20 protein-coding genes are annotated in these 21,518 nt (G+C 43.1%); 12 read left to right on the forward strand and 8 right to left on the reverse strand.

The features are described 5' to 3' along the window. The coding region (locus tag AC075J_RS16925) for an IS30 family transposase (protein WP_476390529.1) at positions 1-1,235 on the forward strand (1,235 nt) is incomplete at its 5' end. Positions 1,236-1,466: 231 nt separating this feature from the next. Here the strand turns inward: AC075J_RS16925 and AC075J_RS16930 are convergent. The 7 genes from AC075J_RS16930 to AC075J_RS16960 all read right to left on the reverse strand — a co-directional run bounded on the left by AC075J_RS16930 (position 1,467) and on the right by AC075J_RS16960 (position 7,438). Beyond that, complete coding sequence (locus AC075J_RS16930) at positions 1,467-1,661, reverse strand: Ig-like domain-containing protein (RefSeq protein ID WP_243872363.1); 195 nt, start codon at positions 1,659-1,661, stop codon at positions 1,467-1,469. 173 nt (positions 1,662-1,834) lie between these two features. Further along, a complete protein-coding gene (locus AC075J_RS16935; RefSeq protein ID WP_476390530.1) occupies positions 1,835-2,239 on the reverse strand; it encodes an ABC transporter permease in 405 nt (134 codons plus the stop codon). A 64-nt stretch (positions 2,240-2,303) separates the two neighbouring features. After that, complete coding sequence (locus tag AC075J_RS16940) at positions 2,304-4,481, reverse strand: ABC transporter permease (RefSeq protein WP_476390531.1); 2,178 nt, start codon at positions 4,479-4,481, stop codon at positions 2,304-2,306. A 15-nt stretch (positions 4,482-4,496) separates the two neighbouring features. Continuing rightward, positions 4,497-5,168 (reverse strand): ABC transporter ATP-binding protein, encoded by a 672-nt coding sequence (locus AC075J_RS16945; protein ID WP_025577740.1) that lies wholly within the window; start codon positions 5,166-5,168, stop codon positions 4,497-4,499. 135 nt (positions 5,169-5,303) lie between these two features. Further along, entirely contained in the window at positions 5,304-6,113 is an 810-nt protein-coding gene (locus AC075J_RS16950; protein WP_330366401.1) for a sensor histidine kinase, read from the reverse strand. Positions 6,114-6,195: 82 nt separating this feature from the next. Further along, positions 6,196-6,873 carry a response regulator transcription factor gene (locus tag AC075J_RS16955; RefSeq protein WP_020993179.1) on the reverse strand — a complete coding sequence of 226 codons (678 nt, stop codon included), beginning with the start codon at positions 6,871-6,873 and terminating at the stop codon, positions 6,196-6,198. A gap of 205 nt (positions 6,874-7,078) precedes the next feature. Further along, entirely contained in the window at positions 7,079-7,438 is a 360-nt protein-coding gene (locus AC075J_RS16960) for an arsenate reductase family protein (RefSeq protein ID WP_025577743.1), read from the reverse strand. Between the two features lie 316 nt (positions 7,439-7,754). On the opposite strand from AC075J_RS16960, the gene AC075J_RS16965 reads away from it, so the two are divergent. Continuing rightward, positions 7,755-8,606: a hypothetical protein gene (locus tag AC075J_RS16965; RefSeq protein WP_144137355.1), complete on the forward strand. Its 852-nt coding sequence runs from the start codon at positions 7,755-7,757 to the stop codon at positions 8,604-8,606. A 137-nt stretch (positions 8,607-8,743) separates the two neighbouring features. On the opposite strand, the gene AC075J_RS16970 is transcribed toward AC075J_RS16965, so the two are convergent. Beyond that, on the reverse strand, positions 8,744-9,136 hold the full coding sequence (locus AC075J_RS16970; RefSeq protein ID WP_118137887.1) for a C-GCAxxG-C-C family protein: 393 nt from the start codon (positions 9,134-9,136) through the stop codon (positions 8,744-8,746). A 315-nt stretch (positions 9,137-9,451) separates the two neighbouring features. On the opposite strand from AC075J_RS16970, the gene AC075J_RS16975 reads away from it, so the two are divergent. From AC075J_RS16975 to AC075J_RS17020, 10 genes are all read left to right on the forward strand, one after another. After that, positions 9,452-10,315, forward strand: coding sequence for a substrate-binding domain-containing protein (locus AC075J_RS16975; protein ID WP_118572238.1), 864 nt, complete (start codon positions 9,452-9,454; stop codon positions 10,313-10,315). 146 nt (positions 10,316-10,461) lie between these two features. Continuing rightward, positions 10,462-11,319: a phosphate ABC transporter permease subunit PstC gene (gene pstC, locus AC075J_RS16980; RefSeq protein WP_008705066.1), complete on the forward strand. Its 858-nt coding sequence runs from the start codon at positions 10,462-10,464 to the stop codon at positions 11,317-11,319. Then, the gene (gene pstA, locus AC075J_RS16985) at positions 11,309-12,214 is read left to right on the forward strand and encodes a phosphate ABC transporter permease PstA (protein ID WP_008705064.1); all 906 of its coding nucleotides are present in this window, start codon (positions 11,309-11,311) and stop codon (positions 12,212-12,214) included. The genes pstC and pstA overlap by 11 nt, the downstream gene beginning before the upstream one ends. A 5-nt stretch (positions 12,215-12,219) precedes the next feature. Next, complete coding sequence (gene pstB, locus AC075J_RS16990; RefSeq protein ID WP_022381180.1) at positions 12,220-12,978, forward strand: phosphate ABC transporter ATP-binding protein PstB; 759 nt, start codon at positions 12,220-12,222, stop codon at positions 12,976-12,978. 2 nt (positions 12,979-12,980) lie between these two features. Then, complete coding sequence (phoU, locus tag AC075J_RS16995; protein WP_118331566.1) at positions 12,981-13,652, forward strand: phosphate signaling complex protein PhoU; 672 nt, start codon at positions 12,981-12,983, stop codon at positions 13,650-13,652. Between the two features lie 205 nt (positions 13,653-13,857). Further along, entirely contained in the window at positions 13,858-15,525 is a 1,668-nt protein-coding gene (locus AC075J_RS17000; protein ID WP_476390532.1) for a sensor histidine kinase, read from the forward strand. A 475-nt stretch (positions 15,526-16,000) separates the two neighbouring features. Further along, on the forward strand, positions 16,001-18,766 hold the full coding sequence (locus tag AC075J_RS17005; RefSeq protein ID WP_118585901.1) for a glycoside hydrolase family 3 protein: 2,766 nt from the start codon (positions 16,001-16,003) through the stop codon (positions 18,764-18,766). 197 nt (positions 18,767-18,963) lie between these two features. Further along, the gene (locus AC075J_RS17010) at positions 18,964-19,521 is read left to right on the forward strand and encodes a TetR/AcrR family transcriptional regulator C-terminal domain-containing protein (RefSeq protein ID WP_022381285.1); all 558 of its coding nucleotides are present in this window, start codon (positions 18,964-18,966) and stop codon (positions 19,519-19,521) included. A 255-nt stretch (positions 19,522-19,776) separates the two neighbouring features. Continuing rightward, on the forward strand, positions 19,777-20,358 hold the full coding sequence (locus tag AC075J_RS17015) for an HdeD family acid-resistance protein (protein ID WP_008705039.1): 582 nt from the start codon (positions 19,777-19,779) through the stop codon (positions 20,356-20,358). 73 nt (positions 20,359-20,431) lie between these two features. After that, a partial coding sequence (locus AC075J_RS17020; protein WP_476390533.1) for a radical SAM/SPASM domain-containing protein occupies positions 20,432-21,518 on the forward strand: 1,087 nt, incomplete at its 3' end.

Raw genomic sequence — 21,518 nt, forward strand, 5'->3', positions numbered from 1 at the left:
GTTTCGCTGAAATTGGAAGAACTATCGGAAAAGATTCCTCTACTATATCAAAAGAAGTAAGACTTCATGCACATACAAAAGAACGTCCCGATGCAGGATATACAAACCCACCATGTATTCATCGCAAAACTTGTAAAATAGTTTGCCTTTGTGATGAACAGTGTGGTATTGTTTGTAAACTCTGTAGAAAACCTGATATGCGATGTATCAATATATGCCCGGGTTATGAAACTGCTGAATGCGAAAAACTTAAGAAACCACCGTATGTCTGCAATGGTTGTGTAAAAAAAACGAATTGTCTTATGCCAAGAAAATTTTATTCATCAAAATATGCACATGATGAATATCGAAGCGTATTAGTTGATTGCAGAGTTGGCATCAACCAAACTCCTGAAAGTATTCAGGCCATGAATGACCTACTGGTTCCTTTGATTAAGGAAAAACACCAGTCTATAGGTCATATCTATGCTACCCATGCTGAGGAATTAGGCTGTTCCAGAAGAACACTCTACTCGTACATCAGTAATTGTGTCTTTGAAGTACGAAACAGTGATTTAAGAAGAACTGTACGTTATAAGAAACGCAGGAAACCTACTCAGGCCAGTGCGAAAGACTGTTTTTACCGTCAAGGTCATAACTACGAAGATTTTCAGAATTATATAAAGGAACATCCAGATATCAATGTTGTGGAAATGGACTGCGTGGAAGGTAAGAAAGGCGAAAGCAAAGCCATCTTAATCTTTACGTTCCGCAACTGCAATCTTATGCTCATGTTTCTTTTGGAATATCAGGATCAGGAATGTGTCTTGGAGGTCTTTGTATGGCTGGAAACAGTTTTGGGACAAGAGGCATTCAAAAAGCTTTTTCCGGTAATCCTCACAGATGGAGGTTCTGAATTCTCAGCCCGAAAAGAGATGGAGGAATTCTGTGACGGAAGTAAAAGTACAACTATTTATTACTGTGATCCTTACTGTTTCTGGCAAAAAAGAGCCTGTGAAAAGAATCATGAGTATATACGTTACATCCGTCCCAAAGGCAGCTCATTCGCTGACTTAGATGATGAAAAAATCATGCTTATGATGAATCACATAAACAGCGAAAAAAGAGACAGTCTCAATGGACACAGTCCATATGAACTATCTCTTTTACTCTTGGACCAAAAACTTCACAAAGCATTAGGGTTAACGGCAGTCGCACCTGATGACGTAATGTTTAGTCCAAATCTGTTGAAATAAAATAGTTTAAGCACAGGCAGATTTCACTGCACCAGAATTTAGTCTTACACACAAGGCATGTGGAATTTAGTCTCGCATACTATTTTCAGATGCCCGTTTAGAATGTGAAAAAACATCAAAACTGGAGGCTTATAGGCTCATTATAACGCAAATATATGAATTTGTTAAGGTGCAAAGCCGAATTTAATCCTGCAGAATTACAACGATAGTCTACAACTGGAATTTAGTTTTTCATTTAAGTTTTACTTTTTTGCGGATCTTTCCAGATTTCACTGTGATATAGGCTGTTCCCTTTTTCTTTCCGGTGATCACACCACCGGAACTTACCGTTGCGATCTTCTTATTTGAAGAACTGTAGGTAACTTTCTCCTGGGAAGTGATCGGGCTGATGACCGGTTTCAGCGTAAGTTTTTTTATTCTTTGCAACAGTCACGCTTGATTTCAGTCCGGTGATCTTTGTTGTTCTTACTGTTGTTTTTTGCACAGTAACGGAAATGACCTGTTTCTTGCCGCTGGCCAGTGTAATGGTCACTTTGATTATTATTTGAATTCCAGCCCTCAGCCTTTTCATTGACAGAGGGCTAATTTTGGCTTAACAATTATTGAGCATCCCTTAACTGATCTACAATGCTGCATTTCGCTGCGTTATCATACATCATGCAAGGAATCAGCCACCCAAGCAGAAGAAATACCGGAATTGTCAGCAGGACAGGCAGAACGGTGAACCGATACTCAAAGAACCAGAACATACTGCCCAGCATTTTCCCCGCAAGAGGTCCCAACGCCAGTGAAAGCACAAAGGCCGCCGATACGGAAGACATTGTGTAAAACAACCCCTCGTAGATCAGCATGGTTTTGAGCTGCCGGGTCGTCATTCCTACAGCCTGAAGCACAGCAAATTCACGGCGGCGGGAAAGAATACCGGTCATCATGGCGTTGAAGAAATTTAAGAGTCCCACCAGCCCGATGATAGCACAGAGGATACCACCTATCAGAAGGAACATCTGCCGGAACTGAGCAAATTCAGAGCGAGCCGTGGCCTTGCTTTCATACATCAAGGGCGAAAACTCACCGGCAGTGAGCTTCTGATAGATATTGCTCTGCTTCGGCCTCGTCCGCTTCGTCCGCTGTGTCGAACAGGTAGAGCATCGGAATGGCTGCACCACCGCTGTCCCTCTGTGCGGTGTCCACAGACAAAACTGCATCATAGCCAACGCCGCTATAACGATAACTCATGGAATTCGGAAGTTCTACCAAGGCGCAGACCGTGTACTCTACATCTCTGGCTCCATACAGTTTTTTCTGACGGTACTCCTCCGGTGTATCTTCGGTGCGGAGTTCTCCGGTGCGGCTGTCGATATATTTCACATCATCCGCATAGGTAGCCGTGATCGTGTCTCCCACCTTGGGGTAGTATTCAGGATTGAGCAGATTACCGTAGTCATCTAAGGAAACCGCAATGGCAATGGCGTTATTGTCCGGCTCCAGCATAGGAGAAATATCTCCGTCGAGCACTTGCAGCTTGTCAAACAGACTGTTATCCAGAGCCTCGATTCTGGTATCTCCCATCACCATATTGCCCCGGTGCTCCATGCGGCTCATATGGGTGTCCAACTGCTCGGCGCTTTCGTACCTTGCATAGTCCTGCCGCAGAGCATCCTCCGTCATCCACAGATATGCGGGTTTTCGCACAGCATATCCCGTGCCGGAAAGACTGGCCTTTGTGTTTGCTGCGATCTCTCCGATCTGTTCCGGCGTGATGAATTCATCTGCTGGGTTATAACGAAAATAGTCGGGAGTGCTGACGATAAAATCGGCGCAGGTCATGGCGGATACATACTTCTCCATGCTGAAGCCGCCCACAAAGGCACACAGCGCATTGAACAGTGTCACCGACAGTGCCAGAGACAACACCACCAGTACCGTCTTTTTCTTGTTTCGTCCCAGATTGGCAAAGGCCATCTGATGGAGCTTTGCTCCTCGGATGCTGCGCCGTTTTTTCTTGGTCTGCATCACATCCGTATATTTGGTAGCCTCCACCGGAGAGACCTTGGCTGCCATTTTTCCGGGCTTGGAACAGGACAAAAGCACCGTCAACAAGGCGAACAGCATAGAACCAAGGAAGATCACAGGCGAAGTGCTGATGGTGGTGATGCCTGTATTCAACTGGATGGAGTGCAAGACAACAGGCATCAAAACAGCGCCGATGCCGTAGCCCAGCAGCAGCCCCGCCGGAATGCCGATCAGACAAAGCAGAAGTGCCTGCTGGCGAATGATGCGTTTGAGCTGCCGGGGCGTTGTGCCAATGGTTTTCAGAAGTCCGTAAAACCGGATATCCCCCGCAACAGAGATCTGAAAAATGTTATAGATGATAAGATACCCCGTGAAAATCACCAGCAGCAAAAAAGCTGCTATGGCGATCATCAGCTCTGGATCGAGCTGCGATTCCAGCTGGGATGAGGTATATCCCCAGTTGACGCCGATCCGGACGCTGTTGGGATCAGTATAGCTGTCCCATGTGTAGCCAAGATCGGTATCCACCTGCTCCATCTGCCCTTGAATGTTTGTGCCGGAGGTCAGCATGACATTCAAATCGGTGCGGAAAGGCTGTAAACCTGTTTTCACTGCCTGCGCTTCGATGTCATCTGCGTAATCACGGCTGATGTTGATGTAATGAACAGGCATTAGTTCATCATAGTCCCAATAGCCCACCAGCGTAAAGGTATCTGTTACAGTAAAGGCGGTTTGATCCTTGTCCGTAATGGAATAGGAAACCGTGACCTCGGCGCCCAGCTCCGGCGTTACGCCAAGCAGCTGCAACGCTGCCGTATCCATGGCTACCTCTTTGCCGCTTTCGGGCATCCGTCCGGTAGTAGGGGTGGCATAGCTCCATTTAGTGCAGTTGGCATCCATGTAGCTGATCTCTGCCGGTATTTTGGCAAAGACCCCCTCCGCAGTGATACCGATTACCTTCCGTGCCCCCGTAGCCTTTACCTTTGGGTGGGCAGCGATGCGTTCCGCCTGCTCGGGGGAAACATCCTTAAAGGTGCCATGCGCATAGCCGCCTACCTGCCGAAACTGGTAGGTTTCATAGCTGGCGTTCAACGACAAGACAATGGTGAACATGGAGGTAAATAGCAGCGTGGTCAGCGCAATGGCAAAAATAGCGATCAGATTGCGGCGACGGTTCGCATAAAGAGATTTTAAGCTGAGCTTTCGAATACATTTTCTGTTTTTGACATTCATCGTAGCCACCTCCCGTTAGTTCTGGGAGACGATCCGACCATCTTCGATACGGATAATGCGGTCTGCCATCTGCGCAATTTCTTCGTTGTGAGTGATCATTACGATTGTCTGGGCGAACTTTTGACTGGTGACTTTCAAAAGGCTCAATACATCCTGGCTGGTTTTGGAATCCAGATTGCCGGTGGGTTCATCTGCCAGAATGATAGCGGGTGCTGCCGCCAGCGCACGGGCAATGGCTACTCGCTGCTGTTGACCGCCTGAGAGCTGATTGGGCAGCGCATCCAGACGATCATCCAGCCCAAGTGTCTGTACAATCTGCTGTACGAAATCCTTATTGACCTTGCCACCGTCCAGCTCAATGGGTAGAACAATATTTTCATACACATTCAGCACCGGAACAAGATTATATGCTTGGAACACAAAGCCGATTTTCCTGCGGCGGAAGATGGTCAGCGCTTCCTCCCTCAGGGAGAAAATATCCTGTCCGTCCACCATGACCGTGCCACTTGTAGGGCGATCCAGCCCGCCCAGCATGTGCAGCAGCGTGGATTTGCCGGAGCCGGATGTGCCGACAATTGCAACAAATTCGCCCTTCTTTACACTTAAATCAACTCCATCCAACGCATGAACTGCGTTATTGCCGGAGCCATAAATCTTTCTCAGGTTTTTTGCCTGTAAAACTTCCATAAATGAGTACCTCCATGAAAAAATCTGTATGTATGAAAGGAAATGGTCCTTTGATACATACAGATTATCGCATAGGAATCTTTCCACATTCTTTCCGGCGGAAAATGAAATCTAACAGTTTTGATAGAATTGTTGTTATTTCGGCAGAAATATGGAAAACGTACTTCCTTTTCCCGGAACGGAAGCAACCTTGATATAACCGCCCTCTCCGGATATGATCTGTCGGGCAAGGTATAAGCCAATGCCGACCCCTTCTTGTTTCTGCACACTATTTGAGCGGTAAAAGCGAGCAAATATCTTCGCTTGCTCACTTTCCGAAATGCCTGTGCCAGTATCCGATATATCGATCCTTTCAAACAGTTCATAGCTTACAGCAGAAATCCTGATTGTGCCATGCTCTGTATATTTGATGGCATTGTCTACGATATTAGCCAGCGCTTCCGCTGTCCATTTGAAGTCGAATACAGCAAAAGCATTGGTATCTTGCAGTTGCAAAGACAATCCTTTTTCAGAAGCCTTGGCGGCATATTGTTCTACTACGCTTTCAAGCAGCGGCTGCAGCGCTGCTTGCTGAGGGGAGAGTGAAATGATCCCATTTTCCAGTCTGGAAAGCTTTACGAGAGAATCGATCAAAAATCGCAGCTTTTCCGATTGTTTGTACAATGCCTCCACATTTGCCTTCGTTGATGCAGGCAGAGTTTCCTCCATCAAAAGCTCGCTGTATAACAGCAGGTTTGCAATCGGCGTTTTTGTCTGGTGGGAGATGTCCGCAATCAAGGTTTTGATTTTGTCTTTTTCCTGCGCTACATTTCGATAAGATGCTTCTGCGGCGGAAAGATAGTGCGCAAACTTCGTTTCCAATGCAGACAGCTGGCTTTCATCAAAATTGGTTTCAGAAAAGGAACCGGTCATGGCAGCGTCCAGCATCCTTTCGATTTCTTCCATCGTTTTTCTGGCCTTTCTCCGCTCCCATAATACAACAGCTGCCGCCGCCAGAAAACACAGCAGTATGATCACAATGCCGGTTTTATTCATCTTTTATCACCCAGCTATAACCGATTCCATAGACGGTTTTAATGTACTTTTGTGCACCAAGCTTATCCCTCAGACGCTTGATTGTAACGGACAAAGCATTTTCATCCACATATTCTGCGCCATCTGTCCAGATCCGGTCGACAAGGTCTCCACGGGTCATGGTTCGACCACGATTTTCAACAAGCAGACGCAGTAATTTTTGTTCTGTTTTACTCAATTCCACTTTTGAATCTCCCACATAAAAGGTCATAGCCTCAAAGTCAAAGTGAAATAGATCAATATGGATCGATACATTTTTATGGTTTGACGCTTGCTTTCGCAGTTGGGTATTCACCCTTGCCCGCAAAACCGAAAGAGAAAAGGGCTTGGTAATGTAATCATCAGCGCCCCTCTCCAGTCCGTCTACGATGTCCAGATCGGTGTCATTGGCAGTCAGCAGAATAACAGGAACTCCGGGCATGTTTTCCTTGACTTCCCGGAGCAGCTCAAGCCCACTGCCATCTGGCAGATTGATATCCAACAGGATTAGGGATACACTACCGCAAAGCAATTGCTCTCTTGCCGCTTTTAGATCATGGCAGGATATAATCTGACGGTCATCTGCTTTCAATGCTTTACTTAAACCCTGATTCAACCCTATATCATCTTCAATAATCAATAATTGTTCCATGTATCTCACTCCTTCGTTATTCAAATGCCACCATCATTTCCTTGGGCAATTTTTTTCGTTTCGTTTTGGATTTCTGTTTCAGCCGGACAGCATGAATAGCACCTTCGGCAACCAGAAGTTCCCAGTCATATCTGGAGTTTTTGATTGTTCTGTTTTATGTGGCAAAGATTGATAAGAAAGCTATAAAAAAGAGGTTATGCGCACATCACATGTGCATAGCCTCGCTCCATTCTTTCTCCCTGAATCCGGTAAGTACAAAGTCATCTCCGATTACCAGAGGCCGTTTCACCAGCATTCCATCTGTAGCAAGGAGTTTCAGCTGCTCATCTTCAGACATATCTTTTAACTTATCTTTTAATCCCATTTCCTTATAGATCATTCCGCCTGTATTAAAGAATTTCTTCAGTGGAAGACCACTTTTTGCGTACCATTTCTTCAGTTCTTCGTAAGTAGGATTTTCTTCTTTAATAGCCCGTTCTTCATAATTGATATTGTGTTCGTCCAGCCATTTCAGGGCTTTCATGCAGGTACTGCATTTGCGGTAAACTAAAACTTTCATAGACATTCTCCTCGTATAGATTTATCGTAACTATTTACAGGTAATTACTTCCTCCATTATTGTTCCAGATAGATATATCATAAATTGGAAAGGGCGATTTTGCAAGAGAATGTTATGGAAGAATTGTAAGGTTCAGGTTTTCATGTTAATATATCCATATACAAAAGAAAAAACAGTTCCAGTTCCCCGGAGAGGAGAAATCATGCGTGATGAGACGAAGATGGACGTATATACGTCCGGAGTGACTGGCGCGGAGTATGATGCAGGAATGAAACAACTTATGAGCAATAAGGAGATTATCATTCCCATTTTGCAGATGACAGTGCCGGAGTTTAAAACGTGCTCACAGGAAGAAATTCTACAGTGCTTAGACATTTCTTCTATTACAAAAGATGATTTCGTAAGTGATATACCAAATGTAGAAAAGGATCTGAGATTAACAAAAGAAGACAGTGAACTCTCATCTCTTGTGGAGAAACTGGTGAGGTTTGATATTCGGTTTAAAATAATAAATCCAAAGTTATCTACAGAGAAAATAAGAGTGAATTTACATATTGATATGGAAGCGCAGAAAAGCTACCGTCCAAGTAATCCGTCATACCCTATATTAAAACGTGCAGTATATTATGTGGCCAGAGACCTTTCATCTCAGTTAAGTACTATTACGCAGACTACAGATTATTCAAAGTTGGAAAAATGTTATTCCATATGGATCTGTGCAGAGGATGTGCCAAAGAAACTGCAGAATACATTGACGGAATACTCTTTTTCGAAGAAGGATATTATAGGGGTAGCAGATGAACCTGAGGAGGATTATGATCTCTTAACAGTAATTATAATCCGACTGGGAAAAGAAACAGAAGAAAAAGGAATATTTGATTATCTGAAAGGGCTTTTTACTGGTGATATAAAGAGAATACAAAGATATTCACATATAGAATGGTCAGAACCATTTCAGGAGGAGGCGAGCAAAATGACAGGATTTGGAGATATGATTTATGAAAGAGGAATACAGCAAGGAATGCAACAAGGAATACAGCAAGGCCGTCATGAGGGAATGATTCTGGGGGCTCTCATGAGTGGAAAAACTCCAGAAGAAGTTTCGAAGATGTTGAACTTGCCTCTGGAAGAAATAAAAAAAGTTCAGGAACAGCAGATGACTGTGAACAAGTAGTGAAAGTAAATTACAGATATAAAATTAATTGGGAACTGGGAGCATTAATCAAGCTAATCATAAAAGAGGCTATGCACATTATACGTGCATAGCTCCTTTTGCGTTGGTATTTATGCATTGCGAATATCTGCCTGAAATCAATTTTCTGATTTTAATGCGTCTTCCAGGAATTTCACCGCATCTCTGACACAGTCATCACAGGAGCGGATTACCTTTCCGGTTTCCACACCCTTTAAGTCTTTACATATTACAGTTCCATTCTGCTGTTTAAACTGATTCATGACAGAGCGGACAGTCTGAGAGGTTCCGGCTTTGTCCTGGTTAATAAGTCCAGCTACAACTGCAGCACCGGAGATTGCTCCGCATGTACCGGCCATAGTGCCAAGACCTGCACCGAATCCCTGTGTGATCTTTTTGAGTGTCTCCTCATCCATAGATGCCTCTTTACAGAAAGAACAGGCCACAGCCTGTGCACAGTTATAGCCGTTATGTTTCTTTTCTACTGCTTTTTCACATCTTAAATTTTCCATATATAAAATCCTCCTGTGTATAAATTTTAATCGAATCAAGTAAGTCCCCTGCTTGACTTGCGAAGAGCAATAAGCAGTGGGTGGGGACTTGAAGATATAGTTTATGATAGCACCTGACGCCTGTTTTTACAACCTTCACAAAAATTTTCAATTTACAAAGATTTTACTTTAGCGTGGTTTTACATTTAACTTTGGATTTCTATAATAGCACTTGTAAATGAGGTAACAAGTTATAAAACATAAAAATATTAAAAAGGAAATGAGCCTTTCACTTTATATTAAAAACATGGCTCATAGGAAGAGGAGAAAATTATCATGAAGAAAAGAATCGCAACAATCCTTACAGCAGCAGTTATCGGAGCAACAGCTTTCACAACAATCGTAAGTGCAGCAAGCGGAGATATCACAGTTGTATCCCGTGAGGATGGTTCCGGTACACGTGGAGCATTCGTAGAACTGTTTGGAATTGAAGAAGAAAAAGACGGTGAGAAAGTAGATATGACTACAGATGAAGCAAGTGTAACAAACAGCACATCTGTTATGATGACAACTGTTGCAGGTGATGAAAATGCAATCGGTTATATCTCACTTGGTTCTCTGGATGATACAGTCAAGGCAGTTAAGATTGATGGCGTAGAAGCTACTGTAGATAATGTTTCCAATGATTCTTACAAGATCGCACGTCCATTCAACATCCTTACATCTGATAAAGAAAGCGATGCAGCAAAGGATTTCGTAAACTACATTATGAGCTCTGACGGACAGAAAATCGTAGAGGACAACGGATATATCAAAGAAGCAGCAGATGCTAAGGCTTATGAAGCAGCAGACGGAGTTTCCGGTAAAGTAGTAGTTGCAGGTTCTTCTTCAGTAACACCGGTTATGGAGAAACTTGCAGAAGGCTATGAAGCAGTAAACAAAGACGTAACTGTAGAAGTTCAGCAGAGTGATTCCACAACAGGTGTAAACATGGCAGCAGAAGGAACAGCAGATATCGGTATGGCATCCCGTGACCTGAAAGATGAAGAGAAAGACCTTGGTCTTACAGCTACAGTTATCGCAAGAGATGGTATCGCAGTTATCGTAAACAAAGACAATGATGTTGATGAACTTACAAGCGATCAGGTAAAGGCTGTATACACAGGCGAGACTACTACATGGGAAGATCTTGCTAAATAATGTAACAGATTTAGTTTCAGAGCAGTTCGCCTGTGAATGAAATAATACAGCAGGCGGGCTGTTTGTATGTCGAAAATCATATTTTAAGAATTACTGTAGAAGTGACAGGTTATGATTTTTGATACAGGGAAAGAAAGGTGTAATGAATGAACCACTTTAAAGAAAAAGCAATGAAATGTGTATTTCTGATCGCAGCCTGTACTTCAGTGCTGGCAGTATTTCTGATCTGTGCATTTCTGTTTGCAAATGGTGTCCCGGCTATCGGGAAAATCGGCCCGCTGAAGTTCCTGCTGGGAACGAAGTGGAAGCCGTCAAATGATATTTTTGGAATCCTTCCAATGATCGTAGCAAGTATTTATGTAACTGCAGGTGCCATTCTCCTGGGTGTGCCGATTGCACTCTTTACTTCTGTTTTTATGGCACGTTACTGCCCGAAGAAAATTTACAGACCATTGAAATCAGGAATTGAACTGATGGCAGGTGTACCTTCTATTGTATATGGTTTCTTTGGACTGATTCTCATTGTTCCTCTGATCAGACAGATTTTCGGCGGAACAGGAACCAGTATGCTGGCAGCCTGTGTTCTGCTTGGAATGATGATCCTGCCGACTATCATCGGAGTTACGGAATCTGCGATCCGCAGCGTACCTGAGAGTTATTACGAAGGTTCACTGGCACTGGGAGCAACCAAGGAGAGAAGCATCTTTTTTGTCATGCTTCCGGCAGCAAAGTCAGGTATTCTGGCAGCTGTAGTGCTTGGAATCGGTCGTGCGATCGGTGAGACAATGGCAGTTGTAATGGTTGCAGGTAACCAGCCGAGAATGCCACAGGGAATCCTGAAAGGTGTCCGTACAATGACTGCAAATATCGTCACTGAGATGGGTTATGCAACAGGTCTTCACAGAGAAGCTCTGATCGCAACAGCAGTTGTGTTATTTATCTTTATCCTTATCATTAACCTGAGTCTTTCTTTACTGAACAGGAGGGCAGAACATGCAAATTGATACAGCAGCGGCAATTGATTTGTCCAAAGAAAAAAAGCAGAATGAGTCTTCTTTCTCAGATCAGATGAAGGCATATATTAAGCATCCGGGATCAGGTGTTCTTGCATTGCTTACCCTTTTAGGTGCAGTCCTGACATTTGCATTACTGTTCTTTCTGATCGGATATATTCTGGTCAAGGGCGTACCGTATCTGTCAACAGACTTGTTCAGTTTAACTTATAATTCAGAGAATCTTTCCTTACTTCCTTCTCTGATCAACACATTCATCCTGACGGTTGTTTCACTTGTAATCGCAGCACCGCTGGGAATCTTTGCAGCCATCTATCTGGTAGAATATGCGAAAAAAGGAAGTAAGCTTGTAAATGTGATACGTATTACAGCAGAAACACTTTCAGGAATTCCTTCTATTGTATATGGTCTTTTCGGTATGCTGTTTTTCGTAACAGCACTGCATTGGGGACTTTCCCTTCTGTCCGGTGCTTTCACACTGGTGATCATGATTCTTCCTTTGATCATGCGTACTGCGGAAGAAGCCCTGAAGTCTGTCCCTGATTCTTATCGTGAAGCCAGCTTCGGACTTGGAGCAGGTAAACTTCGTACCATTTTCACCATTGTTCTGCCATCAGCAGTACCTGGTATTCTGGCAGGTGTGATCCTGGCCATCGGACGTGTGATCGGTGAGACAGCAGCCCTGATCTATACAGCAGGTACAGTTGCAGAGGTACCGAAGAACCTGATGGGTTCCGGACGTACTCTGGCACTTCATATGTATGTGCTGTCAGGGGAAGGTCTTCATATGAATCAGGCATCTGCGACAGCAGTTGTTATTCTGGCATTTGTTCTTGTAATCAATTTCCTGTCCGGAGCAGTTGCCAAACGAATTGCGAAAGGATAAGAAAAATGAGTGGGAATGAAAAAATAACAGTTGAAAATATGAACTTACATTACGGAAAGTTCCATGCGCTGAAGAATATAAACATGGCAATTCCGGAGAAAGAAATCACAGCTTTTATCGGACCGAGTGGCTGCGGTAAATCTACACTTCTGAAGTCTTTAAACCGTATGAATGATTTGGTTGAGGGATGTGTAATCACCGGTAAGGTACAGCTTGACGGTGAAGACATTTACGGAGATATGGATGTGAATCTTCTGAGAAAAAGAGTGGGAATGGTATTCCAGAAGCCTAATCCTTTCCCTATGAGCATTTATGATAACATTGCATATGGACCGAGAACCCATGGAATCCGTTCCAAGTCTAAGCTGGATGATATTGTAGAAAAATCTCTCCGCGATGCGGCAATCTGGGATGAAGTAAAAGACAGATTAAAGAAAAGCGCACTGGGTATGTCCGGTGGTCAGCAGCAGAGGCTTTGCATTGCCAGAGCACTGGCAGTTCAGCCGGAGGTACTTCTGATGGATGAGCCTACATCCGCACTTGACCCTATCTCAACTTCCAAGATCGAGGAGCTGGCGATGGAGTTAAAGAAGGATTATACCATTGTTATGGTAACTCATAATATGCAGCAGGCTACACGTATTTCTGATAAAACAGCTTTCTTCCTTCTGGGAGAAGTAGTTGAATTTGATGATACTGATAAACTGTTCTCTATGCCTTCTGACAAGCGTACAGAGGATTACATTACAGGAAGGTTTGGTTGATTATGTCAAAGTATTTCGAAAGACAGCTGGAGGAACTGCACGTTCAGCTTATCACACTGGGAAGCTATTGTGAGAAAGCAATTTCATTCTCTGCAAAAGCAATCCAGAAGGTGCAGAATGAAGAGATTGCCCGCCAGGTTTTTGAGACGGACAGAGATATTGATGCCAAAGAAAGAGAGATTGAGAATCTGTGCCTGAGTCTTCTGCTTCATCAGCACCCGGTTGCAAGAGATTTAAGAGAGATATCTGCAGCATTGAAGATGGTTTCTGATATGGAACGTATCGGTGATCAGGCAGCAGATATTGCAGATCTGTCCCTGTATGTTGCAAAGAATACCACTGTGATTCCTGAGACTATCACACAGATGGCGGAGGACACTGTGCGTATGGTAACTGAGAGTGTGGATGCTTTTGTAAAGAGTGATCTGGAACTGTGCAGAAATGTCATTGACCGGGATGATGTGGTGGATGATGCATTTAATGAGATCAAAGAGAAGCTTGCAGATATGATTTACGGAGGAAATCTGGATGCCAAGACAGGGCTGGATCTTCTTATGACTGCCAAGTATTTTGAACGTATCGGAGATCATGCAGTGAATATTGCAGAATGGGTGGAATATTCTATTACCGGACAGCACAGAAATAATGAGCATCAGGATTATCTGAATAATTAATTGAATAGGGAAAGTTTCTGATTTTGAATATAATTATTTGGGAGCAGGGCTTTTTATATCCGCAGGCGGGAACCGTTTGCGGATATTTGAGTTATTATTTATTTTGCGTTTTGGAATATGTTTTATTGAGAGTAGCGATCTGACCGAATGCAGATTGTGTATATTTGCCTGAAATATTAAAAAATAAAAGGGGAAGTGAAGAGAAGTGACAAAAAAAATCTTTAAATCTATAATGTTTGTATGTGCATTGGTTCTGGCAGTGGGACTGGCTGCTGTAATGGGAATCCTTTACCGTAATTTTGACGGACAGATGCGGAAAGAGCTGTCTAAGGAAGCTGCTTATCTGGAATATGGTGTGGAGCAGCAGGGTGTGGATTATCTTAAAAATATTAAGGATAAAAGTGCAAGAATTACTTATATTGATCAGGATGGAACAGTACTGTTTGATAATGAAGCAGATGTTTCTGAGATGAAGAATCACAGTGACAGAACTGAGTTTCAGAAGGCAGAGAAATATGGTGCAGGAGAATCTTCGAGATATTCGGATACACTTTCTGAGAAAACCATTTATTATGCACTGCGTCTGAAAGATGGTACGGTACTGAGAGTTTCCGGTACGCAGGATTCGGTACTGGCACTGGTTGAAAATCTCATATTTCCTTTATGCGGGCTTTTATGTCTGATGCTGATCTTATCAGGAATTATGGCATCTGCGATATCGAAACGAATTGTGAAACCAATCAATGAGCTGGATCTTGAAAGTCCGGAAGAAAATCGGATTTATGAGGAACTTTCTCCTCTCTTAAGTAAGATACACAGACAGAACCGGGAAATTCAGAATCAACTGGAACTGGCGAAACAGCAGCAGGAAGAGTTCGCTCTTATCACAGAGAATATGCAGGAAGGGTTGATCGTGATTGATAAATATACTATGATCCTTTCTGCAAATTCCAGTGCATGGAATCTGTTTCATATAGACAGGGTGTGTCAGGGAGAAAGTGTTTATTGTCTGGATCGTGAGGAAGAATTCAGACATGCCATTGAGCAGGTGCTTAGTGGAGAACATACGGAACTGGTACTGAAATTAAATGGAAGTGATATTCAGCTGATCGCTAATCCTGTCATACGAGATAAGAAAACCGAAGGTGCGGTAGTGCTGCTTGTCAATGTAACGGAAAAGCTTGAGAGAGAGAGTCTGCGAAGAGAATTTTCCGCAAATGTCTCTCATGAACTGAAGACACCGCTGACTTCTATTTCAGGATTTGCGGAGATTATGCAGGGTGGTCTGGTGAAGAATGAGGATATTCCAAAGTTTGCGGGGCGTATCTATAAAGAATCTCAGAGACTGCTTCAGTTGGTTGAGGATGTAATCCAGATTTCTCAGCTTGATGAGGAGAAGACTTCTTATGTATGGGAGCCTGTGGATGTTTATCAGGTTTGTAAAAATGCATTTGAGAGTCTGAAGGAGAAGGCGAAGAGGCTGAATGTGCATCTTTATATCTGTGGGGAACGTATGAAGATGGAGGCAGTTCGTACACTTCTGGAAGAGGCAATTTATAATGTCTGCGATAATGCGATTAAGTATAACCGGAATGACGGAAGCGTGAGTGTTTTTCTGACGCAGACTGCGCAGGAGATTCAGATTGTGGTAAAAGATACAGGTGTGGGTATTCCAAAGGAAGACCAGGACAGAGTGTTTGAGAGGTTTTACAGGGTGGATAAGAGTCACTCTAAGGAAATTGGGGGTACAGGACTTGGGCTTTCGATTGTGAAACATGCAGTTGGGGCTCTGAAGGGAAGTGTTATACTGAGAAGTGAAGAAGGAAATGGAACGGAAATTTGTATGAAGTTTCCTAAGGTGCATAAAGAATAAAAACTTAGTGGGAGGGACGCGCAACGCAGCATCTCTCTACGGGTTCAGTTCCGAGGAATAAGTAACTCTAAGGCATAGTGAATTCGCTAAAGGCATGAAGAAAAATGCAAAACTCGCTTCGTTGCAAACTTCGCTCAGACACGTTGCTATTTTTCTTCATAACGCGAATTTCCTATACCTAAGAGTTACTAATTCCTCTCCAAATTCACCCGTAGAGAGATGCTGCGTTGCGCTGGAAACTGGCTGTGATAGTTTTTTGCACAAAGGATGTTAGCTGTTTCAAAGGTGGGACAGGTAGGGTCCTTTTTTGATTTGGTGGATTATTTTAATGGGAATATTTAGTGTTTTCAATGGGGGAGTTTTCTGATAAGATGAAGATTGAAAATTGTTGGAAAACGGTCATTGGGAGAGCTGCTGAGAGAGATTTTTGGATAGTGAGTTGAGATGGCTTTTGTGGAGAAAGGAAATAGATATTATGAATAGTTATAAGCTGGATTTGGAGAAGTATGCTGCATTGGCGAGACAGGCTGTGGCCGAGGGGTGTGTGCTGCTGGAGAATGAGGGGCAGGCGCTTCCGTTGAGAGATGGGGAGAGGGTTGCTGTTTTTGGGCGTATGGCGTTTCATTATTATAAGAGTGGGCTTGGCTCTGGTGGTTTGGTGAATACAAGATATGTCGTGGGGATTCTGGATGCTTTGAAGGCGTGTGAAGGGGTTCATCTGGATGAGAAGCTGATGGGGATTTATGAGGATTGGATTATGGAGAATCCTTATGATGAAGGTCAGGGCTGGGGGCGTGTGCCTTGGTGTCAGAAGGAGATGGGTGTGACGGAGGAGATGCTTGACTGTGCGCGCAGGGATGATGTTTCTTTGGTTGTTATTGGCAGAACTGCGGGTGAGGATCAGGATAATAATGCGAAGGCTGGCAGTTATTGTCTGACGGAGATGGAGGAGGATATGATCCGCCGTGTCTGCGAGGTGAGTGAGCGTACGGTTGTGGTGCTGAATGTTGGAAATATTATTGATATGAGTTGGGTGGAGAAATATCATCCTCAGGCTGTTCTGTATGCATGGCAGGGTGGTCAGGAAGGTGGCAATGGTGTTGCCGATGTCCTGACTGGTAAGGTTTGTGCGTGTGGTAAGCTGACGGATACGATTGCTGCTGATATTAAGGATTATCCGTCTACTGAGAATTTCGGAGATCCGTTTAAGAATTATTATAAGGAAGATATTTATGTCGGATATCGTTATTTTGAGACGTTTGCGAAGGATAAGGTGCTTTATCCGTTTGGGTATGGGCTGTCTTATACGACTTTTGAGACGAGAGCGGAGATTCTTAAGAATACCGGGGATGAGATTACGGTGTCTGTGACGGTTTCTAATACCGGTGAGGTAAGGGGGAAAGAGGTTGTTCAGGTTTATGTGAAGGTTCCGCAGGGGAAACTGGGAAATCCGGCGAGAAAGCTGATTGGGTTTGCGAAGACGAAGGAGCTGGCACCTGGAGAGCAGGAAGAGGTTTGTATTGTTATTCAGAAGTATGATATGGCTTCTTATGATGACAGTGGTGTGACAGGGCATAAGTCTTGTTATGTTCTGGAAGAGGGATGTTATGAGGTTTTTGTCGGCAGTGATGTGAGAAGTGCGGTGTCTGTCGGATGTTATGAGGAAGAGTTCCGGGTGATTGAGGAGCTTGAGGAGGCTTATGCGCCGGTTGAGAAATTTCAGAGGATGAAGGCTGTTTTATTGCCGGATGGGACTTATCAGGCGGTGACTGAGGAGGTGCCGGTTCGTACTGTTGATCCGCAGGAGCGCAGGGCGAATGAGATGCCAGAAACATTGGATTATACAGGGGATAAGGGATATAAGCTGGTGGATGTGCTGGATAAGAAGGTTTCTATGGAGGAGTTTATTGCACAGATCAGTGAGGAAGATCTGATTGCGATATTCCGTGGTGAGGGTATGTGCAGCCCGAAGGTTACTGCGGGAACGGCGGCTGCTTTTGGCGGAGTGACAGATGGTCTGACTGCGCTTGGAATTCCGGTTGGCTGTTGTTCGGATGGTCCGTCCGGTATCCGTATGGACTGTGGTACGAAGGCGTTTTCTCTGCCGAATGGAACTTCTTTTGGCTGTACTTTTAATATGGAGCTTGTAGGTGCATTGTATGAGATGACGGGTAAGGAACTCCGCCTGAATAAGATTGATTCTCTTCTTGGACCGGGTATGAATATTCACAGAAATCCGTTGAACGGACGTAATTTTGAGTATATTTCTGAGGATCCGATTCTTACAGGCAGGATTTGTGCAGCTCAGGTGAAGGCTATGGCGAAGTCTGGAATCGGAAGTACGATAAAGCATTTCTGTGGTAATAATCAGGAGGTTGGAAGAAGTACTTCGGACTCTGTGATCTCTGAGAGAGCTTTGCGTGAGATTTATCTGAAAGGTTTTGAGATTGCGGTAAAAGAGGGCGGTGCGCGTTCTGTGATGACGACTTATGGAAGCGTGAACGGGCTCTGGACGGCTGGAAGTTATGATTTGTGTACGACTATTCTTCGTAAGGAATGGGGATTTGATGGTATTGTGATGACTGACTGGTGGGCGAAGTCCAACTACGAAGGACATCAGGCTGAAGCGCCGGTGAAAGCACCGATGGTAGCGGCTCAGAATGATATTTATATGGTAGTAAGTGATGCGAAGGCAAATCCTGAGAATGATGATGTAGAGGAGATGCTTCATGCAGGAAAGATTACTCTGGGTGAATTGCAGAGAAATGCGGCCAATATCCTGGGATTTCTGTTAAAAAGTCCTTCTGTTTTATTGTTGACAGACAGAATATGCAAAGAAGAACTGGAGGCTATGAATACAAAGGAAGAGGACGATGTGGATGCCGGAAGTCTGGTAAGTATTGAAAGTGATTCGGTGACACAGAAAATTGTAATTGACGGTGCATTATTACATCCTGCAAAGGGAAAGGCAGATGTGATTGCTGTGACTAACGAGTTCATGGGTGATTTCACAATGAAGTTTACTTTGAAATCTGATCTTGGTGAGCTGGCTCAGCTTCCGGTTTCTGTATTTTTGGATAATATTCATAAGATGACTGTTTCAGTACAGGGAACCAATGGAAAATGGGTAGAAGAAAGCCGCATCCTGAATATGGAATTTGGTCATAATCACTATATCAAATTTTATTATGGTGCGGATAATCTTGAAATTAAAGAAATTGTGCTGATTCCGAATAGGTAAGACCAATTTTAGGAACGCTTGCAAAACTATATCCTTTATGGCATAATTATGAAAATACTCAGAACCTGCGAAAGATGAGTGATAATTGCTTTATAAAAGTGGTTATCTGTGGACTTTTTTAATGCGGAGCGGGCTGTTCAGAGGAAAAGTGTTACTGATGATTAGAACAGTGTTAAGAGTGATGAGGAAAAGATAATATGTCAGGTTTTACAAAGGAAATTATTGCAAAGACTTTTACAGAATTGCTGGATGAAAAGCCCATGTCTAAGATTACGGTGAAGGATATCGTGGAACGATGTGGTGTAAACAGAAATACTTTTTATTATCATTTTAAGGATATTCCAGATGTAGTGGAGTTTATTTTGAAAAAGAAGTGGGATGAGATTCTGGAACACCCACAGGACAGAGCCTCTATTCTGGAATGTATGGAAGAAATGGCAGATCTGGTGAGAAATAACAGAAAGGTTATGTTTAATGTTTACAGATCAGTGAAAAAAGATACGTTCCTTTTTTATATGAATGAGATTTCCAACTATATTATTATGGAATATTTTCGGAAAAATGCAGATCAGTTTGATCTTGATGAGGGAGAAATCCGGATTCTGATTCAATATTATAAGTGTCTGTTTATGGGATTTCTGATGGAGTGGCTGGATAATAATCTGAAATCTGATTTTGGAGAAGAAATGCGTCAGGCTTCCCGGCTTTTTGAAAAGCACCCGGAGCTACATGCGGTATTGAACAGATCAGAATAGAGTGAAAATACCTGTTGTTCCTGATATTTATTATAGCAATTCTCTTAAATGTATTATCTGAGAGAAGCGTTATAGGTAATTCCTTTAATTTTCATATTATACAAAATTAAGCTTATGTCTGTTTTTTGGACATGGGCTTTTTTTTGTCTATTTATTGTTAAAAAAATCACAGCTATAATAGCAACCATAAAGAGATGAAAACAAGAGCCTGACAGTCACAGGTTCGGGTATATTTCAGAAGGGAGGAGCAATAGGATGGATGCACTGAAGCAGTTAAAATTAGCCAAGAATGGTTATATTATTATGTCTGTATTATTTATGGTTCTGGGTGCCTGTCTGATTATCTGGCCGGATTGTTCGATGGCAGTTTTCTGTACAGCAGTAGGGATTATGCTTATTGTATACGGATTGATAAAGATTCTGGGATATTTTTCCAGAGATATCTATTGTCTGGCATTTCAGTTTGATCTTGCCTTTGGAGTGCTGCTGGCAGCAGTAGGAATTATTATTATAGTACGCAGGAACGTAGTGGTGAATCTGATCTTTGGAATCTTTGGACTTCTGATCCTTGCGGATGCATTATTTAAAATTCAGATGTCGATAGATGCAAAGAAATTCGGGCTGAATCTCTGGTGGAGGATTCTCCTGGTAGCGATTCTGACCGGTGTTCTGGGATTTTTACTTTTGATAAGGCCGTTTGAGGCAGCAGAGATCATGATGATCCTGGTTGGTGTTTCGGTTCTGTTTGAGGGAATTCTGAATCTTTGTGTGGCGATTTACACTGTAAAAATTATTAAAAACCAGAAACAGGATATCATAGATATGGATGAATATTGATAAAATAATAAAAATATACCTGATACACAGGTGTTTATATATATATCACATCACAACAAGGAGGAGCAATCACATGAAATTAATGGACAAAGCAAAACAGGCTGCACTTGCAGCAGCAGTTAAGACAGGTCTGGGTTATCTGGAGAAGGACCCGGAAGTAAATATACCAAAACTGATGGAACTTGTAGATAAATTTGTACCGGATGGCTGGTATGAGTCACAGAGAAATGCAATCCGTAATGCAATCCAGAATAAGGACAGCAACTGGTATAAACTGATCCTGAGGATTTATGAGCTGGATCCAGGAGTACGTGAAGCATTCTTTACAAACTTTATTATCAATGCCAGCTTAAAAGGAAGTGCACTTCAGGAAGAAACAGCAGAAGAGAACAACTGTAATGTTCCATGGGCAATCCTTCTTGATCCTACAAGTGCCTGTAATCTGCACTGCACAGGATGCTGGGCAGCAGAGTATGGTCACAAACTGAATCTTGATTTTGACACCATCTGTTCTATTGTAGAGCAGGGCAGAAAAATGGGAACTTATATGTACATATATACAGGTGGTGAACCGCTGGTACGTAAGAAAGACCTGATGCGTATCTGCGAGAAATATCCGGACTGCGAGTTCCTTTCCTTTACAAATGGTACACTGATCGACGAAGAGTTCTGCCAGGAAATGCTTCGTGTTAAGAACTTTGTTCCGGCGATCAGCCTGGAAGGTTCTGAGGAAGCAAACGACGGACGTCGTGGAGAAGGTGTATATCAGAAAGTTATGCATGCAATGGAACTTCTGAAAGCTCATAAACTTCCGTTTGGTGTATCTACCTGTTATACTTCTGCAAATGTGGACAGTGTAAGCAGCGAGGAATTTTTCGATCACATTATTGACTGTGGTGCATTATTTGTATGGTTTTTCCATTATATGCCGACAGGTAATGACGCTGTAGTAGAATTAATGCCGAATCCACAGCAGCGTGAGAAGATGTATCACAAGATCAGAGAGTATCGTTCTACAAAAGCTATTTTTGGAATGGATTTCCAGAATGATGCGCAGTATGTAGGAGGATGTATTGCAGGAGGAAGACGTTACCTTCATATCAATGCGAATGGTGATGTAGATCCATGTGTATTTATCCATTATTCTAATGCAAATATTT

It is taken from the genome of Blautia sp. ZXY-1-C6 (assembly GCF_056339875.1).